The following is a 24,644-nucleotide window of genomic DNA, read 5'->3' as shown; positions in this document are numbered from 1 at the left end:
ATGAGACGCTGAATGAGTGCGCCGGAAAATTCAAATTCGAAAACTCCGCCCAGCTTGCTGTCCGATACGAAACCGGCAGGCGACGGAGGAGCTCAGCAATCGCGCATTCTCGCGAATCTGGAAGGACGTGTCACGCCGCCGGCCGAATCGCCGCGCCGTTCGCTGAAGGCGCCGATCGCGGCCGTCGTGGCATTGGTGGTTGCCGTCGGCGGCTGGGGCGCGTGGCGCATGCAGCAGCATTCGGGCGAGCAGGCCGCCGTTGTCACGGCTGCGGCCGCGCCCGCAGCGGCGCCGGCCAAGGAGGCCGCACCGGCCAGCGACACCGCCGTGCAGGTCGCGCAGAATGGCGCGTCCGCCGTGCAACCGGCCACGATCGTCAACGACGATACGGCCTCCCAGACCGTTGCATCCGCATCGTCCGCGTCCGCCGCGGACAACAGCCGTCTGTCGCGCGCGCTCGCCAATGGCGCCGACGACACATCGGGCGCGGCCACGGCCGGTGCGGCCGCAGCCGCCACGGCCGCCGCAGCGGCGACGACCAAAACCGCGAAGGCCGACGCCGCGAAGAACGCGACGGTCGCGGCGCACGGCAAGGCCGACACGAAGGCCGAGACGAAGGCCGAAGCCCGCAAGCGTCGCAAGGAACAGGAAGCCGAGCTCGCGCAGGCGAAGAAGCGCCGCGACTCGGCGTCGACCCGTACCGCGAGCGCAAAGGCGGCCGGGAAGGACGATCCGGATGCCGATCTGCTTGCGGCGCTCGTCGCGCGCACGAAGCCGGCCGACAAGAAACTCGCCGCGCAGAAGGCGCAGGCCGTGCCGACCAAGACGGCGGCGGCGACCGGCTCGCTTGGGGCGCGCGTGAAGGAGTGTTCGGAGCGCGGCTTCTTCCAGGATCAGCTGTGCCGCTGGCGCGTCTGCGACGGCCACTGGGGCAAGGACCCCGCGTGCCCGAACGCCGCGCAGTCGGAGACACGGCAGTAATACGTCTCGTGCACGCCGCGATGTCGCACCTGCGCCGCCTGTTGGGCGGCGCGTTGCATTTGGGGCGCGGAAGCTGCCGGTATCATGCCGTGTGACGCTGTCACGCGTGCGTCACGCCCGTCGGGCATACGTCTCCTTTCCTTTCCCGGCGCGGGCCCGCGACCCGCGATGTGCGGCGCGCCGCGCGCCGCACGACTTTCGACACGATGGACCTGATCGTACAGACTTACGGCGCCGATACGTCCGGCATGGTGTGCGGTTTCCGCTTCGTTCCGGGCGGATCCGGCGCGACGCTCGACGCCGACGCGGCCGCCGCGTGGCTGCGCACGTGCCGCGCGCGCGATGCGGCCGCGTCGGACGATTTCGTCTGGCTGCACTTCAATCTTGCACACGGCGCGAGCGAGCGCTGGATGCGCACGCATCTCGGGCTGCCCGACAGCTTCTTCGAATTTCTCCACGAAGGTTCGCGCTCGACGCGCATCGAGCAGGAAGACGGTGCGTTGCGCGCGATCGTCAACGACGTGATGTTCAACCTCGAGCTGACGCCGTCGGAGATCGCGACGCTGTTCGTCCACGTCGAGCAGCGCATCATGGTCACCGCGCGGCTCAAGCCGCTGCGCTCGGTCGACACGCTGCGCGCGTGCGTGCGCGACGGCGAGCGGTTTCGGTCGCCCGCGGAACTGCTCGTGCACCTGCTGCATGACCAGGCCGACCTGCTGATCCAGATCATGCGGCGCACGAGCGTCGACGTCGATCGCATCGAGGATCGCTTCCTGTCGCAGCGGCTCACGTCGAGCCGCATCGAGCTCGGTGCGATGCGCCGCACGCTGACGCGCCTGCAGCGCATGCTCGCGCCGGAGCCCGGGTCGATCTTCCGGCTGCTCGCGAAGCCGCCCGCGTGGCTGCACGCGGAAGACTTGCAGGAACTGCGCGAATCGACCGAAGCGTTCTCGCTGGTGCTCGCCGACCTGTCGGGGCTCAACGAGCGGATCAAGCTGTTGCAGGAAGAGATCGGGTCGCGTCTCGACGAGCAGAACAACCGGACGCTGTTCACGCTGACGCTCGTGACCGTGATCGCGCTGCCGATCAACATCGTCGCCGGCTTCTTCGGGATGAACGTCGGCGGTGTGCCGTTCTCGGAGAACAAGCACGGCTTCTGGATGATGGTGTTGCTCGTCGCGGGCTTCACGGCGCTTGCCGCATGGTGGGCGTTCCGCCGTCGCGACGACCGCTAGCGCCGGCGCCGCATCAACTCGTCAACGCAGCAGCGCGATCGCGCGTTCGCCGATCACCATGCCGAGCAGGCCGACGAGCGCGACGAGCGGCGGGGCCGGCGAGCGGACGTGCAGCAGCGCGTACAGCACGCCGACGCCAAGGCCCACCGCGAGCGAAATCACGTAATCCGTCATGGCGGTCTCCCGTGTGGGCCGGCGTCAGGGCTTGAGGATGACGCGCTCGCGTGCACCGGCCAGCACCGCGCGATACGCGTCGTGCGCGCGTTCGAGCGGGTACACGTAGTCGTCGCCGATCGGGAACGGGCGCAGCGTGCCGTTGCCGAAACCGGGCGCGAGCGTGTCGAGGATCTGCGCGACCGCGGCGGCGCCGAGCTGCAGCGAATCGACACCCACGTACGTGTGCTGGCCGCGATAGAACGCGAAGATGTCGAACGGCACGCTGCGGTCGATCGTCGAGATGAAGATCTGCCGCGCACCGATCGCCATCGACGCATTCGCGGCTTCGAAATACGGGCTGCCGACCGTGTTGTAGACGATGTCCGCGCCGTGGCCGCCGGTCGCCGCGCGCGCCGCGTCGGCCACCGTTTGGCTCGATGCGTCGATCATGTGCACGTCACCCGATGCATGACCGCGATAGCCGTCGGGGCCGCGCTCGACGCCGATCACGGTCGCGCCGCGCGCGGTTGCGAGCTGGATCGCGGCCTGGCCGACCTTGCCGTTCGCGCCGAACACCAGCACGACGTCGTCGGCCGTCGGCATGCCGGCCCGGCGCAAACCCTCGTACGCGGTGACGAACGGCACACCGACGCCGGCTGCTTCGTCGAGCGTCAGCACGGCCGGCTTGCGGCGCACCAGTGCCGCGTCGAGCACGAGCCATTCCGCGTGCGAGCCGTCGCGCCCCACGCCGAGATCTCCGCCCGATCCCCATACGGGCGCGCCGATCCAGCCGTCCGGGCCGCTGCGCACGATGCCGGCCCAGTCGCGCCCGGGCGTGCGCGGCCACACCGCGTGCGGCATGCGGCCAAGCGCGGCCTTCACGTCGCTCGGGTTGACGCCGGCCGCGCGTACCTCGATCAGCATCTGGCCGTCGGCCGGCACGGGTGGGTCGATTTCCCTGACACGCGCGTCGAGCGACTCGATGTCGGCGGCGGGGGCGTCGAAGCGGATGCTGCGCATGATGATCTCCGTGGCGGATGGTTGCCGCGCTGCCTGACGGGCCGGCGCGTGCAACGGGTGGAAAGGATGAAAGCAGTCTAGTCGTCCCGATTTGACGCGGAAACGTGCAAAGGCGGATGATTGCTTTGCGTTTTACGCATAGCAAAATCCGAAGGCCCCGAATGGACGACTTCCTCTCCCCGCATTTGGCGCTGTTCGTCGACGTGGTCGACCAGCAGAGCTTCTCGGCGGCCGCGCGCCGGCTGGGTGTCGCCGCGTCGTCGGTCACGCGGCGCATCGACCGGCTCGAGACGCAGCTCGGCATCCGCCTTCTGCATCGCACCACGCATGCGCTGCGGCCGACCGAGGCCGGGCAGTTGCTGTACGGGCGCGCGACGCGGATGCTGGCCGAGCTGCGCGGCCTGCAGGAAGACCTGCACAGCCAGCACGACGAACCGAGCGGGCTGCTGCGCGTCGACTGTCCGGCGCCGTTCGGCCGGCTGCACCTGATGGCCGCGCTGGCCGCGTTCATGCAGCGTCATCCGGCGTTGCAGGTCGACCTGGTGCTGACCGACAGCATGATCGACCTGCAGGGTGCGCGGCTCGGCTCCGACGTCGATCTCGCGGTGCGCATCGGTCCGCTCGAGGACACGCGTTTTGTCGCGACCGTCCTGGCGCCGCAGCGGCGCGTGCTGTGCGCGAGCGCGGCCTACCTCGCGCGGCGCGGCGAACCCGAATCGCCCGACGCGCTCGCCGGACACGACTGTCTCGCGTGGCACGGCGCGCCGCCGCCGGGCGCGTGGCGCTTCGGCGACCGCCGCCACGTACCGGTGCAGCCGCGGTTTCGCAGCAATCATTCGGAGGCGTTGCTCGAAGCGGCGATCGACGGGCTCGGTCTCGCGCACCTGCCGACCTGGCTCGTGGGGGATGCGCTGCGCGACGGACGGTTGCGCGCGGTGCTGCCGCAGTATGCGGCGGCGCCCGAGCCCGCGACGATCCACGTGTTGCGCCAGCAGGCGCACGGCAGCGCGCGTGCGTCGCGGCTCGTCGCGTTCCTCGCCACCTGGTTCGCGCAGCCGGCGTGGGATGCCGCGTGGGCGTGACGGCAGGAAGGGGCGTCGGGCGATAGCGCCGTGCCGAAAGAAAAACGGGCCTCGCTTTGCGAGGCCCGTCAAAGGTCGGGAAGGCCGGTACGCCGGCCGGCGCCGCAGGCTGCGCGGCACCGGCCGGGCGCGCACCGTTACTGCGTCACTACCTTGCGCGGCTTGAAGATGCCCTGGTATTGCAGTGCCGGGCGTTCCTTCGTCGTCGGCGCGATGCCGCCGAAGGTCGGCGTCTGGCGCAGCTTCATCGCGGCCGGCGAAGCGACCGAGCCGATCGACGTCGAGCGCGAAGCCGGCGCGAGGTTGTTCGCGACGAGCAGCGCGGCCTCGCTCTTCAGGTTCGACAGCAGCACCGGATCGGTCGAGCCGTTGACCTGCGTGAGCAACCCGCTCCAGGCCGCGTCGCTGTAGTTCACGACGTAGTAGTCGAGCCCGCTCGGGTCCGCGACCACGCCCGTGCAACCGTCGATCCGCGTTTGCGTCTGCGTATCCTTCAGCGCGAGCGTCGTGTGTTTCGCGAGACCCTGGCCGTACGCGAGCGTGATCGGTACCGTCCACTGCAGGCCCGGATACGTGTTCTTGTTCGGGAACGGCTGCTGTTTCAGCGTGACGATCGTCTGGTTCTTCGTCAGGTCGCACTGCGTGTCGAGCGAGATCAGCGGCACGCCGGTCTGGCGCACGTAGCTGTCGCCGATCGGGCCGACCGACTGGCCGCTCTCCTTCGACAGCGCATCCCACAGGCGCCTCGGCGTGCCGTTGCCAAACGAGTAGTCGACCAGGTACTGCTGCAGACCCTTGCGCAGCGTCTGTTCGCCGAGATAGTTCTCGAGCGTCTTCAGCACGTGGCCGCCCTTGTCGTACGTGAACGCGCTGGCGCTCAGCACGAAGTCGTTCGACGCCCAGCCGTTGAAGTTCGGCGCGACCGGGAACGCGTTCGGGCCGATGTCACGATTGATCACGCGGTACTTGTTCTTCACCTGGTCGAGCCAGCTGAACTCGTCGGGGAAGAACTGGATCGTCGTCTTCGTCTCGAAGAACGTCGCGAACGATTCGTTGAGCCATACGTTGTCCCACCAGTCGGTCGTGACGAGATCGCCGAACCACTGGTGCGCGACTTCGTGCGTCAGCACCTCGTTGCCGTAGCGCGACATCGGCTGGCCCGGCTGCGGCAGGATGTCGTCGGCGAACTCGAGGATCGACCCCCAGTTCTCCATCCCGCCGAAGTTCAGGTCCTTCTGCTCCTTGAATGCGTCGTTCGCGGCCACCGTGTCGAACTTCGTGAGCGGCAGCGCGATGCCCGTGTAGCGGTAGTAGTAGTCGAGCGCCTGCTTGGTGCGGTCCATCGCCGGCTTCGCCCAGTCGCTCATGCCCGGCGGCGTGAACACGCGCAGGTGCAGGCCGCCCTTGCCGCCCGGCAACGGGCTCGTGAAGTCGTCCTCGTAGGTGTCGAACAGGCCGCCGCCGAAGAACAGCAGGTACGACGGCATCGGCGGGGTCTTCTCGAACTGCACGAGCTTGTAGCCGCCGCCGATGCCGGTCGACGGCTTCTCGGCCGCGTTCGACACGACGCGCCAGTTCTGCGGCACTTCGGCCGTCACTTCATAGGTCGGGCGGAACGCCGGCTCGTCCCAGCCGGGGAACCACTGGCGCGACAGGTTGGTTTCGCCCTGCGTGAGGATCGCGCCGCTCGTCGTGCCGTCGGTGCTCTTCAGGTCGACGCGGAAGATGCCTTCCGCGGCCGAGCAGCCCGGATACGGATCGTCGCCGCAACTGCCGCCCGTCTTCGCGACCGGATCGTCATACGACTTGAAGTTGATGATGCCCGACCACTCCATGTGCAACGAATAGTTGCCCGGCGAGATCGTGCCGCTCACGGGGCGCAACTGGTAGAAGTCGCCCTTGTCCTGCGGCGTCGCGATCAACTGGATGTTGCCCGGCTGCAGCGTGATGCGGCCGTTCGTGAACTTGATCCGGTGGCCGGCGATCACGATGTTGTTGACCGGCTTCAGCACCTTGATCTCGACGTCGGCGCGGCCGTCGAACGCGTTCAGTGCTTCGTTCGGGCGGAACCACAGCCGGTAGTTCACGGGAACGACGGTGTCCGGCAACTCGACAGGCGATACGCTCTTGTCGACGTTGGATGCGCTCGGCGGCGCGGTGACGGCGGGCGACGAGCCCGAGTGCGGCGCGCCGGCGGAGCTGAGCGCGGAAGCCGAGCCCACGCCGCCATCGTCGCCGCCGCACCCGGCGAGCGCGAGTGCGGCGACGAGCGGCAGATAACGCATCTTGCGAATGTTGATCGACATGACTGAAACCTCGATTGATGAAAGAATCGTTCAGTGCTGCGAAAACGCCGGCAAAAGCAATCCCCTCGCCGTTAATCAACAGCGATGAAAAATGCCAATGGCGGATTATTCGAAAAGACGGCGGCCGACTACGTGAAGGTAATCATGGTTTACTGCCCCCTCTGGATTTCCGGATGTCGGTTAACTTGCCGGTTCAAAATGGACGGGCGCGTGTTGTACTGAATTGATTTCGCGCGCACGACACGGGGCCGCACGCCCTGCGCGGGCGCGCAATCCCTTTGAACCGACGACCTACGGGGCTGGCCGGGCCAGGCCGCAGGACGGCAGGAAGGCGTGTCGCCGTTCCGTAAATTCGCCGTCATGCGGCTTCAAGGTTTGTCGGCTTGCTCGAAGGATGCGTAAATATACTTGATGGTTTTAGGTAAAGGAAACGAAAAATTTAGAAAGTGCGTCTATTGATTTTTCTGCGCTTCATTGAATGCTGGAAGTCATTAATACGCTTTCCGTTTGTCTGGTGATTTCGTAGTTTTAATCTATTAACGATCTGGCGCGGCTGCGAAAACTACGAAAACCGGTGAGCCGCGGCAGGCTCGGTACAATGCATCGACGACCCGCTCACCGATTGCCGCGAGGAGGCCTTCCCATGCCACGAGCCCTGTTCCGTATCGCGCCGTTGCGCGCCGTGCTGCTGCTGTTCGCCGCCGTGTTCCTGCTCGGCGGTTGTGCGGGGCTGACGCGCGACCCCGTGCGCGTGTCGGTCGCCGGGCTCGACCCGCTCGTCGGGCAGGGGCTCGAGATGCGCTTCAGCCTGAAGCTGCGCGTGCAGAACCCGAACGATGCGCCGATCGAATACGACGGCATCTCGGTTGCGCTCGACCTGAACGGCACGCCGTTCGCGAGCGGCGTCAGCGATCGCTCGGGCACCGTGCCGCGTTTCGGCGAGGCCGTGCTCGACGTGCCCGTTTCCGTGTCGGCGTTCGCCGCCGCGCGGCAGGCATGGAACCTGCCCGGCGCGGCCGCGAACGGCGAGCTGCCGTATGCGCTGCGCGGCCGGCTCGCCGGCGGCGTGCTTGGCACCGTGCACTTCAACGACGCGGGTACGTTGCGCCTGCCCGCGATGCCGGGATGGGGCGGATAGCCCGCACGCCGCCCGGATGTCGGCGCCATGCCGGACGAAGCGGCGCGCGCCGACTTTGACGTTCCCTGACGATTGAATTGCGTCGACCTTGCGTTTTCATGGCGGGATCGCGCTTAAACTGGCCGGGTCCGGAGGGCCGGACGAACTTTCACCCGAGGGGGATCCCAATGGCAGCGAAATTCGTCATCAAGAAAGCGAGCGACGGTCAGTTCCTGTTCCACCTGAAGGCCGGCAACGGCGAGATCATCCTGCGCAGCGAGCTCTACAAGACCAAGGCGTCGGCGGAGAACGGCGTCGCGTCGGTGCGCAAGAACGCGCCGGACGACGCGCGCTATGAGCGCAAGACCGCGAGCAACGGCCAGTTCATGTTCAACCTGAAGGCCGGTAATCACGAGATCATCGGCACGAGCGAGCTGTACAAGGCCGAAGCGGGCCGCGAGAACGGCATCGCGTCGGTGAAGCAGAACGCGCCCGACGCGGCGCTCGACGACGAGACCTGACGCGCGCGTCCCGGGCGGCGGTGCGTGCCGCCGCCCGCGCTTTGCCGCGCAGGCAAAGCGCGGTAAGGTGTGGGCCGCGCGGCGCGATGCCGCCGCCCGTTGAAGTCAACCGTAACCGAGCTCGCGTGACCGATTTCCCCGTTTTCCACTGGACCGACGCCGACGGCGCCGATCATGCCGTGCGCTGGCGCTCCGAAGCCGGTGTGCAACCGCCGAAGCGCGCGGTGCCCGCCGACGACCGCGTCACTGCCGACGCGGCCTACCGCCTTGCGTGCGAGGGTACCGCGCTCGTCTGGCAGGGTGACTTCCAGAATGCGCGCCAGCTCGTGCAGGCGATGGCACGCCGTGTCGAGCGCAAGCCGAAGAAGGCGAAAGCCGCGGCCGGCGTCGACGCATTCAACCTGCATCGTCTCGCGCAGTCGCAGCGCGCCCGCACGCTCGGGATGCTGCTGATCCCGCTCGACGCCGACTACACGATCCCGCTGCGCCGCGCGCCCGACGTGCGCGCCGCATGCGAGGAGGCGTACGGCCCCGGCGGCGCGCCGTCGGTCGTGTCGCTGCGTGAACTGCTCGGCCTCGTCGGCGCGCATGAATGGCGCAAGAAGGGCGTGCCGATCCCGGCGCTCGGCGGCGCGCCGATCCATCCGTACTACGGCGTGTTCTCGCCGGTGCGCGGCGAATACGTCGAACTCGTCGCGCGCACACCGCTGCCCGCGACGTCGCTCGCGTTCGACATCGGCACGGGCACCGGCGTGCTCGCGGCCGTGCTTGCGTCGCGCGGCGTCGAGCGCGTCGTCGCGACCGACCAGGATCAGCGTGCGCTCGCCTGTGCGCGCGAGAACGTCGCACGGCTCGGTCATGCGGATCGGGTCGACATCGTCGAAGCCGACCTGTTTCCGGCCGGCCGTGCGCCGCTCGTGGTCTGCAACCCGCCATGGGTGCCGGCCCGGCCGAGCGCGCCGATCGAATACGCGGTCTACGATCCCGACAGCCGCATGCTGCGCGGTTTCCTCGCCGGGCTCGCCGCGCATCTCGAGCCGGGCGGCGAGGGCTGGCTGATCCTGTCCGATTTCGCCGAGCATCTCGGCCTGCGGCCGCGCGACACGCTGCTGCAATGGATCGACGAGGCGGGCCTCATCGTGCTCGGCCGCGACGACATCCGCCCCGCGCACCCGAAGTCGACCGACGCCGACGATCCGCTGCACGCGGCGCGCCGCGCCGAGGTCACGTCGCTGTGGCGGCTCGGCGCACGAGCCTGACCGCGCATTTTCGGTAAACTGTCGCCATTCCTCACGAATTCCCGTCGCCGGGCCGTGGTCGACCGACCGTGGCCCGGCGCCGCTTCACGATGTCCAACAAGACCCACGAAATCCGCCCGGAGCAGTCCGTCGAGCTGCTGAAGGAACTGCACATCCTCACCCGCGACGGGAAGCTGAACCAGGACAGCCGCCGCAAGCTGAAGCAGGTCTATCACCTGTTCCAGTTCATCGAGCCGCTGCTTGCCGGCGTGCAGGCCGACAAGGGCAGCGTGACGCTCGTCGATCACGGCGCCGGCAAGTCGTATCTCGGCTTCATCCTGTACGACCTGTTCTTCAAGCAGCAGCCGGGGCACGGCACGCCGGCGTTCGCGTCGCACGTGTACGGGATCGAAACGCGCGAGGAGCTCGTCACGCGCTCGGCCGAGCTCGCCGCGCGGCTCGGGTTCGGCGGCATGTCGTTCCTGAACCTGTCGGTCGCCGATTCGATCACGTCGCCGCAGCTGCCCGAAACGGTCGACGTCGTCACCGCGCTGCACGCGTGCGACACGGCGACCGACGACGCAATCCGCTTCGCGCTCGCGAAGCGCGCTCAGCACATCGTGCTGGTGCCGTGCTGCCAGGCGGAAGTCGCGGGCGTGCTGCGCAGGAACAAGGGTAAGTCGCTCGCGAGCGCGCTGACCGAGGTGTGGCGGCATCCGCTGCATACGCGCGAATTCGGCAGCCAGATCACCAACGTGCTGCGCTGCCTGCAGCTCGAAGCGCACGGCTATCAGGTCAGCGTGACCGAGCTGGTCGGCTGGGAGCATTCGATGAAGAACGAGCTGATCATCGCGCAGTACAAGAACCTGCCGCGCCGGCGCCCCGGCGAACGGCTGAACGAGATCCTCGGCATGTTCGGGCTCGCCGAACTGAACGAGCGCTTCTTCGTGCCGGAGGCCGCGGCGGGCGGCGAGGCCGTCGAACCGGCCGCAGGCTGACGCGCGGGCGGGCCGAACCGCGTAACGGCCGGCGCGCCCGCGTGGCGCGTCACACGTCGTCGCCAGGCCGGCGCATCCATTCGCGCCAGCCGTCGTGGCCGAGGCGGCGCAGCGTTTCCTGGTTCCTTTCGTAGATCGCGGACGCGTCCGGGAACGCTTCGACCGCGCGCGCGATGCTGTCCTCGCGCAGCAGGTGCAGGATCGGGTACGGCGCGCGGTTCGTGTAGTTCTCGATGTCGTCGGGTTCGCTGCCTTCGAACCGGTATTGCGGATGGAAGCTCGCGATCTGCAGCACGCCGTCGAGCCGCAACTGCTGCACGAGCCGGTCGGCAAAGAACAGCACATCGTTGTAGTCGACGAAATCGGCGAACGCATGCGGGAAGATCACGAGCGTCGTGTCGACCTGCTGCGGGTCCGCCGCGTCGAGCGCGCGCAGCTCGGTTTCGAGCTCGGCGAGCGCGTCTTCGAGCGTCGTCGCTTCGCTGATCGCGTAGCGCACCTGTTCCTTCACATAGACGCTTTTCGCGAACGGGCACAGATTGAGCCCGATCACCGCGCGCGCGAGCCAGTGCCGCGTGGCGGCGAGGATGTCGTCGTGCGATTCGGGGCGGGTGTCGGTCATGGCGGGACGTAACGGGCGGAAGAACGGCGAGGCCGCATTGTAACGGGCGCGCCGCACACGGGCGCGCGCCGCCCGTCATGCGCAGGCGGCCTCGATCAACTGCGTGACGAGCGCGGGCGCGGTGCCGATCGGCGTTTCGCCGTGCCGGTAGGTCTGGCTCGCCGCGTAGATGCCTTCGACCACCAGCGCGAGCGCATCGGCGAGCGCCTGCGGCTGCCGCGCGCCGGCGCCTTCGCACAGCCCGACGAGCCGCTTCATCAACTGTTCCTTGTTCTGCGCGACGCGCTCGCGCGCCGGGTGCGACGCATCCGGGAATTCCGCGGCGACGTTGACGAACGGGCAGCCTCGATAGTCCTTCTGCGTCGCGCGCTCGGCAAGATCGACGAAATACTGGATCAATTGCGCCTTCGGCTGGCCCGGATGCTTGGCGGCGCTCGTGTCGAGACGCTCGAAGAAGCATGCGTCCATCCGCTCCAGATACGCGAGGATCAGCTCGTCCTTCGACGAGAACTGGCGGTACAGGCTCATCTTGTTGACGCCCGCGCGCTCGACGACCGCCTCGACGCCGACCGTGCGAACGCCCTCCCTGTAAAACAGCTCCTCGGCGGCGCGCAGCAGGTGCTCGTGCGCGGTGGCCCCGTCGATCGGCCGGCGCGTGCGGCGTGCTGGCGGTTTGGCGATCTCGATGCCGGACATGATGACCCTCGACTGCGTGATGAATTGCTTGACATGTTACCGACTGGTAACTACGATCGCAACACACTTGTGACCGATCGGTAACAATGCCGGCCGGATCGACAGACAAATGCCAAGCGTCGGCCCGGGTCAGCCGATGCAGTGTGCGGCGGAGGTGGCCTGGCTGGGCGGGGCAGGGGCGATGGCACCGGCGCCGCCAACTGGAGAACATGAAGATGAACTGGGCAGTGACACGAATCCGCGGGCGCTTCCACTACGGATGGCTCGCGGCGGCGGTGGTATTCCTGATCCTGCTGGCGGCAGCCGGCACGCGCGCGACACCGAGCGTACTGATGGTGCCCCTCGAGCGCGAACTCGGCTGGAGCCGCGCGGCGATTTCGCTGGCGATCTCGGTGAACATCGCGCTGTACGGGCTGACGGGCCCGTTCGCGGCCGCCGCGATGCAGCGCTTCGGGCTGCGCCCGACGATCCTCACCGCGCTCGTGACGATGAGCGCGGGCGTCGCGCTGTCGTCGATGATGACGCAGAGCTGGCAGATGGTGGTGATCTGGGGCCTGATGGTCGGCTGCTCGACGGGTGTCGTCGCGCTGACGCTGTCCGCAACCTTCGTCACGCGCTGGTTCCATGCGCGGCGCGGCTTCGTGATGGGCATCCTGACCGCGAGCACGGCCACCGGCCAGCTCGTGTTCCTGCCGATGCTCGCGGCGATCGCGCAGCGCCATGGCTGGCGGCCGGTCGTGCTGGTCGTCGCGGTGGCGGCCGCGATCGTGATTCCGCTCGTCGCGTTCCTGCTGCCCGAACGGCCGGCCGACGTGCAGTTGCGCCCGTACGGCGAGCCGGCCGATGCGCCGCCCGCGCCCGAAGCGACGAAGGATAACCCGCTCGCGGTCGCGTTCCGCACGCTGCTGATGGCGAGCCGCTCGCGCGACTTCTGGCTGCTGTTCTTTAGCTTCTTCATCTGCGGCGCGAGCACCAACGGCTACGTCGGCACGCACCTGATCGCGATGTGCAGCGACTACGGGATGACCGAAGTGCAGGGCGCGTCGCTGCTCGCCGCGATGGGCGTGTTCGACCTGTTCGGCACGACGCTGTCGGGCTGGCTGTCCGACCGTTACGACAACCGCGTGCTGCTGTTCTGGTATTACGGGCTGCGCGGGCTGTCGCTGATCTACCTGCCGCATGCGTTCGGGATCGATTTCTTCGGGCTGCCGCTGTTCGCGATGTTCTACGGGCTCGACTGGATCGCGACCGTGCCGCCGACCGTGCGGCTCGCGACCGACGTGTTCGGCAAGGCTGCGGCGCCGGTCGTGTTCGGCTGGATCGTCGCCGGTCACCAGCTCGGCGCGGCGTTCGCGGCGCTCGGCGCGGGGTTGCTGCGTGCGAGCCTCGGCACCTACACGATCGCGTCGATGATCTCGGGCGGGCTGTGCATCGTCGGCGCGCTGATCGTGCTGCGGATCAACCGCGGCCCGTCACGCGCAGCCGCGCAGGCAGCCTGACGGCGGTGCCCGGCCGGCCGCGCCGCATGCGGCCGGCCTATGCAGGATCGACGATTTGCATAGCGTGGGCGGATCGGGCGCGCAACCGCCCGAGCGGGTATGCTTGCGGTTCGCCAGGCGTTCGCGCCCCTTCATCGATGTCAGCGAGGAACCGCATGTCCGTCAAACCTGCTCCCACCACCGTTTCGATTCACGATCTGATCGCGGGCCGCTGGAGCCCGCGTGCGTATTCGGATGAGTCCGTCAGCGCCGGTGATCTGCACGCGGTGCTTGAAGCCGCGCGCTGGGCGCCGTCCGCGTACAACGCGCAGCCGTGGCGCTTCATCGTATTCGATCGCACGCAGGACGAAGATGCGTTCAGGCGCGCGTTCGCGACGCTGGTGCCGTTCAACCAGGGCTGGAATGCGCCGGCGCCCGTGCTGATCGCGGTGACCGCGCACACGCTCACGCCGAAGGGCGAACCGGCGCCGACCGCGCTGTACGACGCCGGCGCGGCCGCGATGTCGCTCGTGCTGCAGGCACACGCGCTGGGCCTTGCCGCGCACCAGATGAGTGGTTTCGACGCGAAGGGGTTCCGCGACGCGTTCGCGATTCCGGCCGACGTCGCGATCCTGTCGATCATCTCGCTTGGCCACTACGGCAACGTCGACAAGCTCGATCCCGTGCTGCGCGATCGCGAGAAGGCGCCGCGTACGCGTCATGCGATCGGCGAGGTCGTGTATGCGGGCGCGTGGAAGAAGAGCTTCGACGCGGCAGCCTGACCTGCGAAGCGGGTGGCATGCATCGTGCGTCCCGTCCGCGCGTATCCCCGGCGCGCCAGCCGCGCGCCGTCGCCACCGACGCCCGTTCCGCGGTACCAGTGGCCGGCCCCGGTTGTGATCCCGCGGGCTTCATGTTAAAAAGCCCGTCCTTTCCGTTTTCGCGTCGGCCCTGCTGCGGCAACTTCCCATGACTTACTGCGCGATCGATTTCGGCACGTCCAATTCCGCCGTGGCGCTGCCCGACGGCGACGGCATGCGCCTCGCGCCCGTCGAGGGCGACCACCTGACGCTGCCCACCGCGATCTTCTTCAACAATGACGAAGAGACGGTCGAGTACGGCCGCGCGGCGCTGGCATCCTATATCGACGGTTTCGACGGCCGGCTGATGCGTTCGATGAAGAGCATCCTCGGCTCGCCGCTCGCGGAAACGACGACCGATCTCGGCGACGGCAGCGCGATCGCGTACACCGAAATCATCGCGCGCTTCCTGACGCACCTGAAGCGCAAGGCCGAAGCGCGCGCGGGCGCGCCGATCGGCCGTGCGGTGCTCGGCCGGCCGGTGTTTTTCGTCGATGACGATCCGCGCGCCGACCGCCTCGCGCAGGACCAGCTCGAGGCGGCCGCGCAGTCGGTCGGTTTCGCGGATGTTCACTTCCAGTACGAACCGATCGCCGCCGCGTTTGACTACGAATCGCGCCAGCAGGCCGAGCGCCTCGTGCTCGTCGCCGACATCGGCGGCGGTACGTCCGACTTCTCGCTGGTGCGCGTCGGGCCCGAGCGGATGGCGCGGCTCGAGCGCAAGGAGGACGTGCTGGCCCACCATGGCGTGCACGTCGCGGGCACCGATTACGACCGGCGTGTCGAGCTGGCGGCGATCCTGCCCGCGTTCGGCTACCGTTCGCTCGACCCCGAAGGGCGTGAACTGCCGAACAAGATCTACTTCGATCTCGCGACCTGGCACCTGATCAACACGGTCTACACGCCGAAGCGGCTCGGCGAGCTGAAGCTGATGAAGCACCTGTACCAGGATGTGCGGCAATACGACCGGCTCACGAGTGTGGTCGAGCAGCGGCTCGGGCATGCGCTGATGGCGCGCGCGGAAGAAGCGAAGATCGGCGTCGCGGCGGGCGGGGAGACGATGATCGACCTGAACGATGTGGAAGAGGATCTGCTGATCGCGTTCGATTCCGATCGCCTCGTCGATGCGAGTCGCGACGACACCGCGCGTATCGTCGACGCCGCGCGCGAGACGGTGCGGCTTGCGGGTGTCGCGCCGCGCGACGTCGGCGCACTGTATTTCACCGGCGGCTCGACCGGGCTCGCGTTCCTGTCGGGCGCGCTCGCGGGTGCGTTCCCGGATGCGCAGCCGGTGTTCGGCGACCGCCTGGCGAGTGTCGCGACGGGGCTCGGCATTCACGCGCAGCGCCTCTTTGGGTGAACGGCGGACGGCTGTATTGCCGCCGTGCCGGACTGGCGCAGAAAAACAAAAAGCCCCGCCGAAGCGGGGCTTTTTAACACGAATTATCGCGCCAAGCTTAGACCGGACGGATGTTCGCAGCTTGCAGGCCCTTCGGGCCCGTCTTCACTTCGAATTCAACCTTCTGGTTTTCTTGCAGCGTCTTGAAGCCTTCGACGCGGATTTCCGAGAAGTGCGCGAACAGATCGTCGCCGCCGCCTTCCGGGGTGATGAAGCCGAAGCCCTTTGCGTCATTGAACCACTTGACGGTACCGGTTGCCATGTTACTTGTTCCTAAAAAGATAAAACGGGGCCGAAGCCCATGGGGTGCGGAAAATCAAGGAAGGGGTAATAGGACCAACCGGAGTACCGTTGATGGGCGAACTACGAAAGAACCAATTCACTCGCCGCTTGAAATCCTGCGAAGTCCTTTATACGGCTAATCGACTGCGTGGTCAACCGGATTTCCATGCACTCAGGGTTATTGCGTAGATCAGGTTTACAAAGCTTGCAAGCGATGCGAATTTTTTGTAGGGGCCGATCGATTTAGGCGCCACGTTTGAGGTGCAACCGTTAAACTACGCGCCGCGCGGACGGGTTGCCCCGATCGGATGACTCGTCCCCCCAAGAATGCGTGCGCGGTGCTGTCCGAGCCGATCCCGGACCGCAGGCCGACCATGCTTTTTGAGACACAGGAGAGGATGTGAAGAGTTCTATTCAACGGAACATCGGCCCGTTTGCATTGATGCTGACGGGGCTGGGTTCGATTATCGGCTCGGGCTGGCTGTTCGGTGCCTGGAAGGCCGCGAAGATCGCCGGTCCGGCGGCGATCTGCGCATGGATCATCGGCGCGGTCGTGATTCTCGCAATTGCACTGACGTATGCCGAACTGGGCGCGATGTTCCCCGAGTCGGGCGGCATGGTGCGCTACGCGCGCTACTCGCACGGTTCGCTGGTGGGCTTCATCAGCGCATGGGCCAACTGGATCGCGATCGTCTCCGTGATCCCGATCGAGGCCGAAGCGTCGATCCAGTACATGAGCACGTGGCCGTATCCGTGGGCACACGCGCTGTTCGTGAACGGCGAGTTGACGACACCCGGCCTGCTGTTGTCGGCCGTGCTGGTCGTCATCTACTTCATGCTGAACTACTGGGGTGTGAAGGCCTTCGCGCGTGCGAATACCGCGATCACGATCTTCAAGTTCCTGATTCCCGGCCTCACGATCCTCGGCCTGATGCTGACGAGCTTCCACTCGGAAAATCTCGGCACCGCATCCAATGCAAGCTTTGCGCCGTACGGCTGGTCGGCGGTGCTGACCGCGGTCGCGACGAGCGGCATCGTGTTCGCGTTCAACGGCTTCCAGAGCCCGGTCAACCTCGCGGGCGAAGCGCGCAACCCGTCGCGCAGCGTGCCGTTCGCGGTGATTACGTCGATCCTGATCGCACTCGTGATCTATGTGCTGCTGCAGGTCGCGTACATCGGCGCGGTGAATCCGACCGACATCGCGAAGGGCTGGTCGCACTTCAACTTCAAGTCGCCGTTCGCCGAACTGGCGATCGCGCTGAACCTGAACTGGCTCGCGATCATGCTGTACGTCGACGCGTTCGTCAGCCCGAGCGGCACCGGCACGACCTACATGGCGACGACGACGCGGATGATCTACGCGATGGAGCGCAACAACACGATGCCGAAGATGTTCGGCAACGTGCACCCGCTCTACGGCGTGCCGCGTCAGGCGATGTGGTTCAACCTGCTGGTTTCGTTCATCTTCCTGTTCTTCTTCCGCGGCTGGAGTTCGCTCGCGGCGGTGATTTCGGTCGCGACGGTGATTTCGTACCTGACCGGCCCGATCAGCCTGATGGCGCTGCGCCGTTCGGCAACCGACATCGAGCGGCCGCTGTCGATCCCGGGCATGAAGCTGATTGCACCGTTCGCGTTCGTCTGCGCGTCGCTGATCCTGTACTGGGCGAAGTGGCCGCTGACCGGCGAAATCATCCTGCTGATGATCGTCGCGCTGCCGGTGTACTTCTTCTTCCAGGCGAAGTCGGGCTGGACCGGCTGGGGTGAAGACCTGAAGGCCGCATGGTGGCTGGTCGCGTACCTGCCGACGATGGCCGTGCTGTCGCTGATCGGCAGCAAGGAGTTCGGCGGCTACGGCGTCCTGCCGTACGGCTGGGACATGCTGATCGTCGCGGCAATCGCGCTGGTGTTCTACTTCTGGGGCGCGAAATCCGGCTACCGGACCAAGTATCTCGACGAGCGCGAGTCGCACGACGAGATTCTCGAAGGAGTCGGCGCCTGATGCCTGACCTGCCGCCGGATTCGGCGGCGGCAGGAAGCAGCAAACAAAGCCCGCCCGAGCGATGCTCGGGCGGGCTTTTTGTTGGTTGTCGCCGGTTGTCTCGCGGAATTCAGCCGGCCGCGCTCGCGAACACGTAGTTCGTCATCGCGAGCACGCGCTGATAGGTGCCGAGCGACTGGATGCCGAGCTGGTAGTCGTCGTCCGCCGCGCCGAGCGCCGTGAACACCGGCAGCAGATGCTCGTCGGTCGGGTGCATCAGCGCCGCATGCGGTGCCTGCCGGCGGTAGTCGAGCAGCGCGTCGACGTCGCGCGCGGCGAGCTTCGCTTCGAACCAGTCGGTGAATTCCGCGACGCGCGGGTCCGCATCCTCGGGTGCCGCGCCGAAGTCGGCGGCACGCAGGTTGTGCGTGATCTGGCCCGAGCCGATCACCATCACGCCTTCGTCGCGCAGCGGCCGCAGCGCGCGGCCGAGTGCGAAGTGGTGGGCCGCATCCGCGCGCGGCTGGATCGACAACTGCGCGACGGGCACGTCGGCCTCCGGGAACATCAGCAGCATCGGCACCCACGCGCCGTGGTCGAGCCCGTGCTCGGTCGTCGCGGTCGCGATGCCGGCCGCGTTCAGCAGCGCGGCCGCACGCTCGGCGACGTCGGGGGCGCCCGGCGCCGGATAGCGGATCTCGTACAGCGCGCGCGGAAAGCCGTAGAAGTCGTGGATCGTTTCCGGGTGCGCGGCGACGCTCGCGACCGGCTGTTGCGTGCCCCAGTGCGCGGACAGCATCAGTACCGCGCGCGGGCGCGGCAATTCGGCGCCGAGGTGCGTGAACGCACCGGACGGCAGCGTCGGGTCGATCGGCAGCGTCGGGGCGCCGTGGGACAGGTACAGCGAAGGCAAGCGGTTCATGGTGGTGGCCTGCAAAAGGGTTTGCCTGTGACTATAGGCGTGCACCGCGCATTGATAAATCCGCGCCCTGGAATTTGATTGACTCTCGTTTGTTGATAATCGGTGAGATGCAACGCGCATTGACGCGGGTAGGGGGCGGTACGCGTGAAATCGGATGAGTTGCCAGAGGAATCGGCGAAGATGCGCGAAGAGCGGGCGCGGCGGTCGGCTTACTGCGCGTGCCGGATGCCGGCCCATGGTGTAGTCAGCGGCGCGCTGAGCGCGAACAGGTCGAGCACGCGCATGACGGTCTGGTCGACGAGTTCCTCGATCGTCTCCGGCATTGCGTAGAACGCGGGCAACGGCGGAAAGACGATGCCGCCCATTTCGGTGACGGCGGTCATGTTGCGCAGATGCGCGAGGTTGAACGGCGTTTCGCGCACCATCAGCACGAGACGGCGACGTTCCTTCAGCGTGACGTCGGCCGCGCGCGTGATCAGGTTGTCGGACAGCCCGTGCGCGACGCTCGCGAGCGTCTTCATCGAGCATGGCGCGATCACCATCCCGTCGGTCGCGAACGAGCCCGACGCGATCGTCGCGCCGACGTCGCGCACCGGGTGCACGACGTCCGCACGGCTTTCGACATCGGCCTTCGGCAGCTTCAGTTCATGCTGGATGTTGAGCCAGCCGGCGTTCGAAATCAGCAGGTGCGTTTCGACGCCGCCGGCGGCGCGCAGCAGGTCGAGCAGCCGCACACCGTAGATCGCGCCGGTGGCGCCGGTGATCGCGACGATCAGCCGGCGTGGCGGCGCGCTGGGAGATGCCATCGAAAGGGGCGCGGGTGGGGCGCGTTACGCGGCGGCGAACAGTTGCTGCAGCTCGCCCGACTGGTACATCTCCATCATGATGTCCGAGCCGCCGACGAATTCGCCCTTCACATAGAGCTGCGGAATGGTCGGCCAGTTCGAGAATTCCTTGATGCCCTGGCGGATCTCGTCGTCCTCGAGCACGTTGACCGTCTTGAACTGGTCAACGCCGCAGGCTTTCAGCACCTGCACGGCACGGCCGGAGAAGCCGCACATCGGGAATTGCGCGTTGCCCTTCATGAAGAGCACGACCTGGTTTTCGTCGACGATTTGCTTGATACGTTGTTGGGTGTCCATGACTGACCTTGCGTTTGCGGGGCGTTAGATCGAAATGATAGCGGATTTCAACCGGGCGGGCCGGGCATCAGCCCGGCAGGCGGCCGCCGGTCGTGCGTTCGATCGCGGCCAGATCGGCGAGCGATTCGACCGCGGTGAAGCCGTGCGACGACAGCACCGTGCGGACGGCCTCGGCCTGGTCGTAGCCGTGCTCGATCCAGAGCGTGCCGCCCGGTTTCAGGTGGGCGCCGGCGCCCGCGACGATCGTGCGGATCGCGCTGAGGCCGTCGGCGTCGTCGGTGAGTGCGCCGCGCGGCTCGAAACGCAGGTCGCCCTGCGCGAGGTGCGGATCGTGCTGCGCGATGTACGGCGGGTTGCTGACGATCGTGTCGAATGCGAGCGCCGGATCGAGCGCCGCATACCAGTCGCTCTGCAGCCAGTGCAGCGGGCCGCCGGGGCGGTGCGTGTCGAGCAGCTTGTCCGCGTTGCGTTGCGCGACTGCGAGCGCGGCCGGCGAACGGTCGAGCGCCCACACGCGTGCATCGGGGCGCTCGGCGGCGATCGACACGGCGATCGCGCCGCTGCCGGTACCGAGATCGAGTACGGCCGGATACGGCAGCCCGTCGATTGCATCGAGCGCGGCTTCGACGAGCAGTTCGGTTTCAGGGCGCGGGATCAGCACGTCGGGCGTCACGTCGAACGGCCGGCCGAAGAATTCGCGCATCCCGACGAGCTGCGCGACGGGCTCGCCGGCCATGCGGCGCGCTTCGAGCGCGCGATAGCGTTCGACCGCGGCAGCGTCGAGCGGCGCGTCGCCGCGCGTGATCAGTTGCGTGCGGGTCCAGCCGAGCGCGTGCGCGAGCAGCACGCGCGCATCGACCGCGTCGAGCGGCGACGCGCGCAGCAATTCGTCGGCGGTGGTGTCGGGCATCGCGGCCTCAGTCGGCGTCGCCGAGCGACGCGAGCAGTTCGGCCTGGTGCTCGCTGACGAGCACGCCGATCAGTTCGTCGAGATCGCCGTCCATGATCGCCTCGAGCCGGTACAGCGTCAGGTTGATCCGGTGATCGGTCATCCGGCCTTGCGGGAAGTTGTACGTGCGGATTCGCTCCGAGCGGTCGCCGGAGCCGATCAGGCTCTTGCGCGTCGCCGCTTCCTTCGCGTGCTGCTCGTGATACTGCTTGTCCTTGATGCGCGCGGCGAGCACCTTCAGCGCGCGATCCTTGTTCTTGTGCTGCGAACGGTCGTCCTGGCATTCGACGACGATCCCGGTCGGGATGTGCGTGACGCGCACCGCCGAATCGGTCTTGTTGATGTGCTGGCCGCCCGCGCCGGACGCGCGGAACGTGTCGATCCGCAGGTCGGCCGGATTGATCTCGACCTCGCCGATCTCGTCGGCTTCCGGCATCACCGCGACCGTGCATGCGGACGTATGGATGCGCCCCTGCGTCTCGGTCGCCGGCACGCGCTGCACGCGATGGCCGCCCGATTCGAACTTCAGGCGCGAATACGCGCCCTGGCCCGCGATCCGCACGATCACTTCCTTGTAGCCGCCGAGATCCGACGCGCTCTCCGACATCATCTCGACCTGCCAGCGCTGGCGTTCCGCGAAGCGCAGGTACATGCGCAACAGGTCGCCCGCGAACAGCGCCGATTCGTCGCCGCCCGTGCCCGCGCGGATTTCGAGGAAGATGTTGCGGTCGTCGTTCGGATCCTTCGGCAGCAGCATCTTCTGCAGTTCGATCTCGAGGCGGGCCATGCTCTCGCGTGCGCTGCGGATCTCGTCTTCGGCGAAATCACGCATCGACGGATCGGTGACCAGTTCCTGCGCGGCCGTCTCGTCGCTGCGCGACTGGCGCCACAGTGCGTACTGCTCGACGACCGGACCGAGTTCCGCATGTTCGCGGGTCAGCTTGCGGTACTGGTCGAGATCGGCCGTGACGTTTTCGCGGCTCAGCAGGTCGTTCAGTTCGGCCAGCCGTGTGGATAGCTGGTCGAGCTTGCGTTGCATGCTCGTCTTCATGGTGTGGAGCGGCGCTCCCGGGGCAAGGGTATTCGGAAAGGATAGGCCGGCTCGCGGCCGACGGCAGGGCGACCGGCCGGCGCTAGTGGCCGGACTGGTCGTTCGAGCGCGGCGCGTGCTGGTAGAAGCCGCGCATCAGGTCGATCAGCGATTCGCGATCGGCGCCGTTCACGCGGTTGAGCGCGCTCGTCGGGCCGTGGATCAGCTTGTTGGTCAGCGCCTGCGACAGCGCTTCGAGCACGGCGGCCGGATCGTCGCCGCGCGCGAGCAGCTTCTGCGCCTTGTCGACTTCGGCACGGCGCAGCGCGTCGGCCTGCGTATGCATGTGACGGATCACCGGCACGACGCTGCGCGTGTCGAGCCATTGCATGAAATTCTGCACGCGCGTCTCGATGATCGCCTCGGCCTGCGCGACCGCGGCCTGGCGCGATGCGTTGCCTTCGCGCACGATCGCGCCGAGATCGTCGACGGTGTAGAGGAACACGTCCTTCAGCTTGCCGACTTCCGGCTCGATATCGCGCGGCACCGCGAGGTCGACCATGAAGATCGGCCGGTGGCGGCGCGCCTTCACCGCGCGCTCGATTGCGCCGAGGCCGATGATCGGCAGCGTCGACGCCGTGCACGACACGATGATGTCGAATTCCTGCATGCGGGCCGGCAGATCTGCGAGCGGCATCGCGCGGCCGTTGAAGCGTTCGGCGAGCCGCTGGCCGCGTTCGGCCGTGCGGTTCGCGACGACGAGTTCGCGCGGGCCTTGAGCGGCGAAGTGCGTCGCGCACAGCTCGATCATCTCGCCGGCGCCGATGAACAGCACGCGCTGGTCGGACACCTTTTCGAAGATCCGCTGCGCGAGGCGAACGGCGGCGGCGGCCATCGATACCGACTGCGTGCCGATCTCGGTCGTGCCGCGCACTTCCTTCGCCACCGCGAACGTGCGCTGGAACAACTGGTTCAGATAGGTACCGAGCGCGCCGGCTTCCGTCGCGGTGCGCACGGCGTCCTTCATCTGGCCCAGAATCTGCGTTTCGCCGAGCACCATCGAATCGAGGCCGGATGCGACGCGGAATGCGTGACGGACCGCTTCCGACTGCGGCAGCGCATACACGTGCGGCGCGAGCTCGTCGACCGAAATCCGGTGATACTCCGACAGCCAGCGGACTGCGCCTTCGCGTGCCGCGCGATCATCGGTCGCGCAATACAGTTCGGTGCGGTTGCAGGTGGAGAGGATCGCCGCTTCGGGCGTATTGGGCGCCTGGGGCCCGAGAAACACGTTTTTGAACGTGACGAGAGCCGGCTTGATTTGCTCGAGCGGAAACGCCACGCGTTCGCGCAGGGCGACAGGCGCAGTGTGGTGATTGATTCCGATCGTGAGGAGTTGCATATCGAGGGCTATCGTTTAGCCTCATATTATAGCGTTTCAGCGATTTCCTCACTCGTCGCATACCGGGCATCGGCGTGGCGGGGCCGGGAATTTGGGGGCTCGATCGGCACGCGGTCGAGCTGATAGCCGTAGCCGTAAAGCGGCAACAGGCGGTAGCCACGCTCCGGAAGCAACTGCAATTTGCTGCGCAGCCGGGACGCATGCGTGTCGAGCGTGCGCGACTTCATGTCGCGGCGGCGCGCCCACACCGTTTCGAGGATATGGGCGCGCGACACGGGGCGCGACAGGTTCGCGAACAGCAACTGCGCGAAGCGGAACTCCTTGGGCGTCAGTGAAACGATTGCGTTGCCGAAGCGCACAAGGCAGTGCGTGGCGTCGAAAGCGTATTCGCCATACATTTCGCGCGAGCGGGTCGGCGGCCGGCGCACGCCGGCACGCCGGCTCAGCGCGTTGACGCGCGCGAGCAGCTCGGGCCCGCTCACGGGGCGCACGAGGCAATCGTCGGCGCCCGCGTGCAGGCACGATACGATTTCGCTTTCGCGCGGCAATTGCATCACGGCGATCGCCGGCAGCCCGGGCAGGATCGTCTGCGCGCGCGGTATGACTTCCTCGGCCGGCTGGTCGCCGGCCCAGTTGCCGGTGATCAGCATGTCGCAGGTGTCGGTGGCGAGCCACTCGAAGAACGCGGTGCTGGACGGAAACGCGTGGCACACGTGACCGCCCGCGAAGAGCAGGCGGTTCAAGAGTGCGGCATGGCGCGCCTCCGGATCGATCAGAGCGATTCGCATGAGAATTTCTTCAATACGGCAGCTGGTGCGCGCTTGCCATAACGTCGAGTCGGCCCCTACACTCGAATGTTCGCGGCACCCGGCTGGTCTCGGGTTCGATGGATGAATCGATGCTAGCCGCTGGCAACGTTCACGCCTATGGGACGAATCCGAATTTATCGAGGCGTCGAATGAACTGGTTTGGAATCCTTGTCCTGGGAGCAGCCGTCGGGCTGTTCGGCCGATGGCTGCACCCGATGCGGCGCACGGGCCGGCCGGCGTGGTGGATCGCGGTGCTCGTCGGCGTCGTGGGCGCGGCTGCCGCCCGCATGGCCGGCAATCTCTCGGGACTGTTTTACGATGGCGAGACGCTCGAATGGCCGGTCTGTACCGGTGTCGCGTTCCTCGCCGTAGCCGTGACGGTCGCGCTGTCGGCCCGTCGGTGATTGCTCTCAGGTGAAAT

At 67.2% G+C, this 24,644-nt stretch carries 25 protein-coding genes and 1 pseudogene; 13 read left to right on the top strand and 13 right to left on the bottom strand.

The window, feature by feature from the left end:
* Positions 1 to 12 precede the first annotated feature (12 nt).
* Positions 13 to 981: a phage tail protein gene (locus tag JYG32_RS12195; RefSeq protein WP_213263676.1), complete on the top strand. Its 969-nt coding sequence runs from the start codon at positions 13 to 15 to the stop codon at positions 979 to 981.
* A gap of 206 nt (positions 982 to 1,187) precedes the next feature.
* Complete coding sequence (locus JYG32_RS12190) at positions 1,188 to 2,216, top strand: transporter (protein WP_174379416.1); 1,029 nt, start codon at positions 1,188 to 1,190, stop codon at positions 2,214 to 2,216.
* 24 nt (positions 2,217 to 2,240) lie between these two features.
* On the opposite strand, the pseudogene JYG32_RS12185 reads toward JYG32_RS12190, so the two are convergent.
* Positions 2,241 to 2,390: pseudogene (locus tag JYG32_RS12185) on the bottom strand (DUF1427 family protein); the annotation flags it as partial.
* 24 nt (positions 2,391 to 2,414) lie between these two features.
* Complete coding sequence (locus JYG32_RS12180; protein ID WP_213263675.1) at positions 2,415 to 3,392, bottom strand: quinone oxidoreductase family protein; 978 nt, start codon at positions 3,390 to 3,392, stop codon at positions 2,415 to 2,417.
* 161 nt (positions 3,393 to 3,553) lie between these two features.
* Between JYG32_RS12180 and JYG32_RS12175 the strand changes: the two genes are divergently transcribed.
* On the top strand, positions 3,554 to 4,474 hold the full coding sequence (locus JYG32_RS12175; RefSeq protein WP_213263674.1) for a LysR family transcriptional regulator: 921 nt from the start codon (positions 3,554 to 3,556) through the stop codon (positions 4,472 to 4,474).
* A 137-nt stretch (positions 4,475 to 4,611) separates the two neighbouring features.
* On the opposite strand, the gene JYG32_RS12170 is transcribed toward JYG32_RS12175, so the two are convergent.
* Positions 4,612 to 6,780, bottom strand: a complete 2,169-nt coding sequence (locus tag JYG32_RS12170) for a M1 family metallopeptidase (RefSeq protein ID WP_213263673.1) — start codon at positions 6,778 to 6,780, stop codon at positions 4,612 to 4,614.
* 17 nt (positions 6,781 to 6,797) lie between these two features.
* Between JYG32_RS12170 and JYG32_RS12165 the strand changes: the two genes are divergently transcribed.
* The 5 genes from JYG32_RS12165 to JYG32_RS12145 all read left to right on the top strand — a co-directional run bounded on the left by JYG32_RS12165 (position 6,798) and on the right by JYG32_RS12145 (position 10,654).
* A complete protein-coding gene (locus tag JYG32_RS12165; protein WP_174379420.1) occupies positions 6,798 to 7,007 on the top strand; it encodes a hypothetical protein in 210 nt (69 codons plus the stop codon).
* A gap of 416 nt (positions 7,008 to 7,423) precedes the next feature.
* Positions 7,424 to 7,918, top strand: a complete 495-nt coding sequence (locus JYG32_RS12160) for an LEA type 2 family protein (RefSeq protein WP_034183694.1) — start codon at positions 7,424 to 7,426, stop codon at positions 7,916 to 7,918.
* A gap of 167 nt (positions 7,919 to 8,085) precedes the next feature.
* The gene (locus tag JYG32_RS12155; protein WP_034183695.1) at positions 8,086 to 8,418 is read left to right on the top strand and encodes a YegP family protein; all 333 of its coding nucleotides are present in this window, start codon (positions 8,086 to 8,088) and stop codon (positions 8,416 to 8,418) included.
* Positions 8,419 to 8,543: 125 nt separating this feature from the next.
* The gene (locus JYG32_RS12150; RefSeq protein ID WP_213263672.1) at positions 8,544 to 9,677 is read left to right on the top strand and encodes a methyltransferase; all 1,134 of its coding nucleotides are present in this window, start codon (positions 8,544 to 8,546) and stop codon (positions 9,675 to 9,677) included.
* A gap of 89 nt (positions 9,678 to 9,766) precedes the next feature.
* On the top strand, positions 9,767 to 10,654 hold the full coding sequence (locus JYG32_RS12145; RefSeq protein ID WP_174379422.1) for a class I SAM-dependent methyltransferase: 888 nt from the start codon (positions 9,767 to 9,769) through the stop codon (positions 10,652 to 10,654).
* Between the two features lie 49 nt (positions 10,655 to 10,703).
* Here the strand turns inward: JYG32_RS12145 and JYG32_RS12140 are convergent, their stop codons facing one another.
* Positions 10,704 to 11,276, bottom strand: a complete 573-nt coding sequence (locus tag JYG32_RS12140) for a DUF1415 domain-containing protein (RefSeq protein ID WP_174379423.1) — start codon at positions 11,274 to 11,276, stop codon at positions 10,704 to 10,706.
* 75 nt (positions 11,277 to 11,351) lie between these two features.
* Positions 11,352 to 11,972, bottom strand: coding sequence for a TetR/AcrR family transcriptional regulator (locus tag JYG32_RS12135; RefSeq protein WP_174379424.1), 621 nt, complete (start codon positions 11,970 to 11,972; stop codon positions 11,352 to 11,354).
* A 215-nt stretch (positions 11,973 to 12,187) separates the two neighbouring features.
* Here JYG32_RS12135 and JYG32_RS12130 point away from each other — a divergent pair, with 215 nt between their 5' ends.
* From JYG32_RS12130 to JYG32_RS12120, 3 genes are all read left to right on the top strand, one after another.
* A complete protein-coding gene (locus JYG32_RS12130) occupies positions 12,188 to 13,471 on the top strand; it encodes an MFS transporter (RefSeq protein ID WP_213263671.1) in 1,284 nt (427 codons plus the stop codon).
* 155 nt (positions 13,472 to 13,626) lie between these two features.
* Positions 13,627 to 14,232: a nitroreductase family protein gene (locus JYG32_RS12125; protein ID WP_174379426.1), complete on the top strand. Its 606-nt coding sequence runs from the start codon at positions 13,627 to 13,629 to the stop codon at positions 14,230 to 14,232.
* 187 nt (positions 14,233 to 14,419) lie between these two features.
* A complete protein-coding gene (locus JYG32_RS12120; RefSeq protein WP_213263670.1) occupies positions 14,420 to 15,670 on the top strand; it encodes an Hsp70 family protein in 1,251 nt (416 codons plus the stop codon).
* Positions 15,671 to 15,767: 97 nt separating this feature from the next.
* Here the strand turns inward: JYG32_RS12120 and JYG32_RS12115 are convergent, their stop codons facing one another.
* Positions 15,768 to 15,971: a cold-shock protein gene (locus tag JYG32_RS12115; RefSeq protein WP_006477070.1), complete on the bottom strand. Its 204-nt coding sequence runs from the start codon at positions 15,969 to 15,971 to the stop codon at positions 15,768 to 15,770.
* Between the two features lie 420 nt (positions 15,972 to 16,391).
* On the opposite strand from JYG32_RS12115, the gene JYG32_RS12110 reads away from it, so the two are divergent.
* Positions 16,392 to 17,990 carry an APC family permease gene (locus tag JYG32_RS12110; RefSeq protein ID WP_213263669.1) on the top strand — a complete coding sequence of 533 codons (1,599 nt, stop codon included), beginning with the start codon at positions 16,392 to 16,394 and terminating at the stop codon, positions 17,988 to 17,990.
* 109 nt (positions 17,991 to 18,099) lie between these two features.
* On the opposite strand, the gene JYG32_RS12105 is transcribed toward JYG32_RS12110, so the two are convergent.
* From JYG32_RS12105 to JYG32_RS12075, 7 genes are all read right to left on the bottom strand, one after another.
* Positions 18,100 to 18,891 (bottom strand): DODA-type extradiol aromatic ring-opening family dioxygenase, encoded by a 792-nt coding sequence (locus JYG32_RS12105; protein WP_213263668.1) that lies wholly within the window; start codon positions 18,889 to 18,891, stop codon positions 18,100 to 18,102.
* 209 nt (positions 18,892 to 19,100) lie between these two features.
* The gene (locus JYG32_RS12100) at positions 19,101 to 19,697 is read right to left on the bottom strand and encodes a UbiX family flavin prenyltransferase (RefSeq protein WP_213263667.1); all 597 of its coding nucleotides are present in this window, start codon (positions 19,695 to 19,697) and stop codon (positions 19,101 to 19,103) included.
* A gap of 24 nt (positions 19,698 to 19,721) precedes the next feature.
* On the bottom strand, positions 19,722 to 20,033 hold the full coding sequence (grxD, locus tag JYG32_RS12095; protein ID WP_006753626.1) for a Grx4 family monothiol glutaredoxin: 312 nt from the start codon (positions 20,031 to 20,033) through the stop codon (positions 19,722 to 19,724).
* A gap of 67 nt (positions 20,034 to 20,100) precedes the next feature.
* Positions 20,101 to 20,943, bottom strand: coding sequence for a peptide chain release factor N(5)-glutamine methyltransferase (gene prmC, locus JYG32_RS12090; protein ID WP_174379431.1), 843 nt, complete (start codon positions 20,941 to 20,943; stop codon positions 20,101 to 20,103).
* A gap of 7 nt (positions 20,944 to 20,950) precedes the next feature.
* A complete protein-coding gene (prfA, locus tag JYG32_RS12085; protein ID WP_174379432.1) occupies positions 20,951 to 22,033 on the bottom strand; it encodes a peptide chain release factor 1 in 1,083 nt (360 codons plus the stop codon).
* Positions 22,034 to 22,115: 82 nt separating this feature from the next.
* Positions 22,116 to 23,414: a glutamyl-tRNA reductase gene (gene hemA, locus JYG32_RS12080; protein ID WP_213263666.1), complete on the bottom strand. Its 1,299-nt coding sequence runs from the start codon at positions 23,412 to 23,414 to the stop codon at positions 22,116 to 22,118.
* A gap of 26 nt (positions 23,415 to 23,440) precedes the next feature.
* Positions 23,441 to 24,202, bottom strand: coding sequence for a response regulator transcription factor (locus tag JYG32_RS12075; protein WP_174379434.1), 762 nt, complete (start codon positions 24,200 to 24,202; stop codon positions 23,441 to 23,443).
* A 170-nt stretch (positions 24,203 to 24,372) separates the two neighbouring features.
* Between JYG32_RS12075 and JYG32_RS12070 the strand changes: the two genes are divergently transcribed.
* The gene (locus JYG32_RS12070) at positions 24,373 to 24,627 is read left to right on the top strand and encodes a hypothetical protein (RefSeq protein ID WP_174379435.1); all 255 of its coding nucleotides are present in this window, start codon (positions 24,373 to 24,375) and stop codon (positions 24,625 to 24,627) included.
* The last annotated feature ends 17 nt before the right edge of the window (positions 24,628 to 24,644 follow it).

The sequence above is a fragment of the Burkholderia pyrrocinia genome (assembly GCF_018417535.1).
GTDB lineage: Bacteria > Pseudomonadota > Gammaproteobacteria > Burkholderiales > Burkholderiaceae > Burkholderia > Burkholderia pyrrocinia_E.
This window is presented reverse-complemented; position numbering and strand designations above follow the sequence as displayed.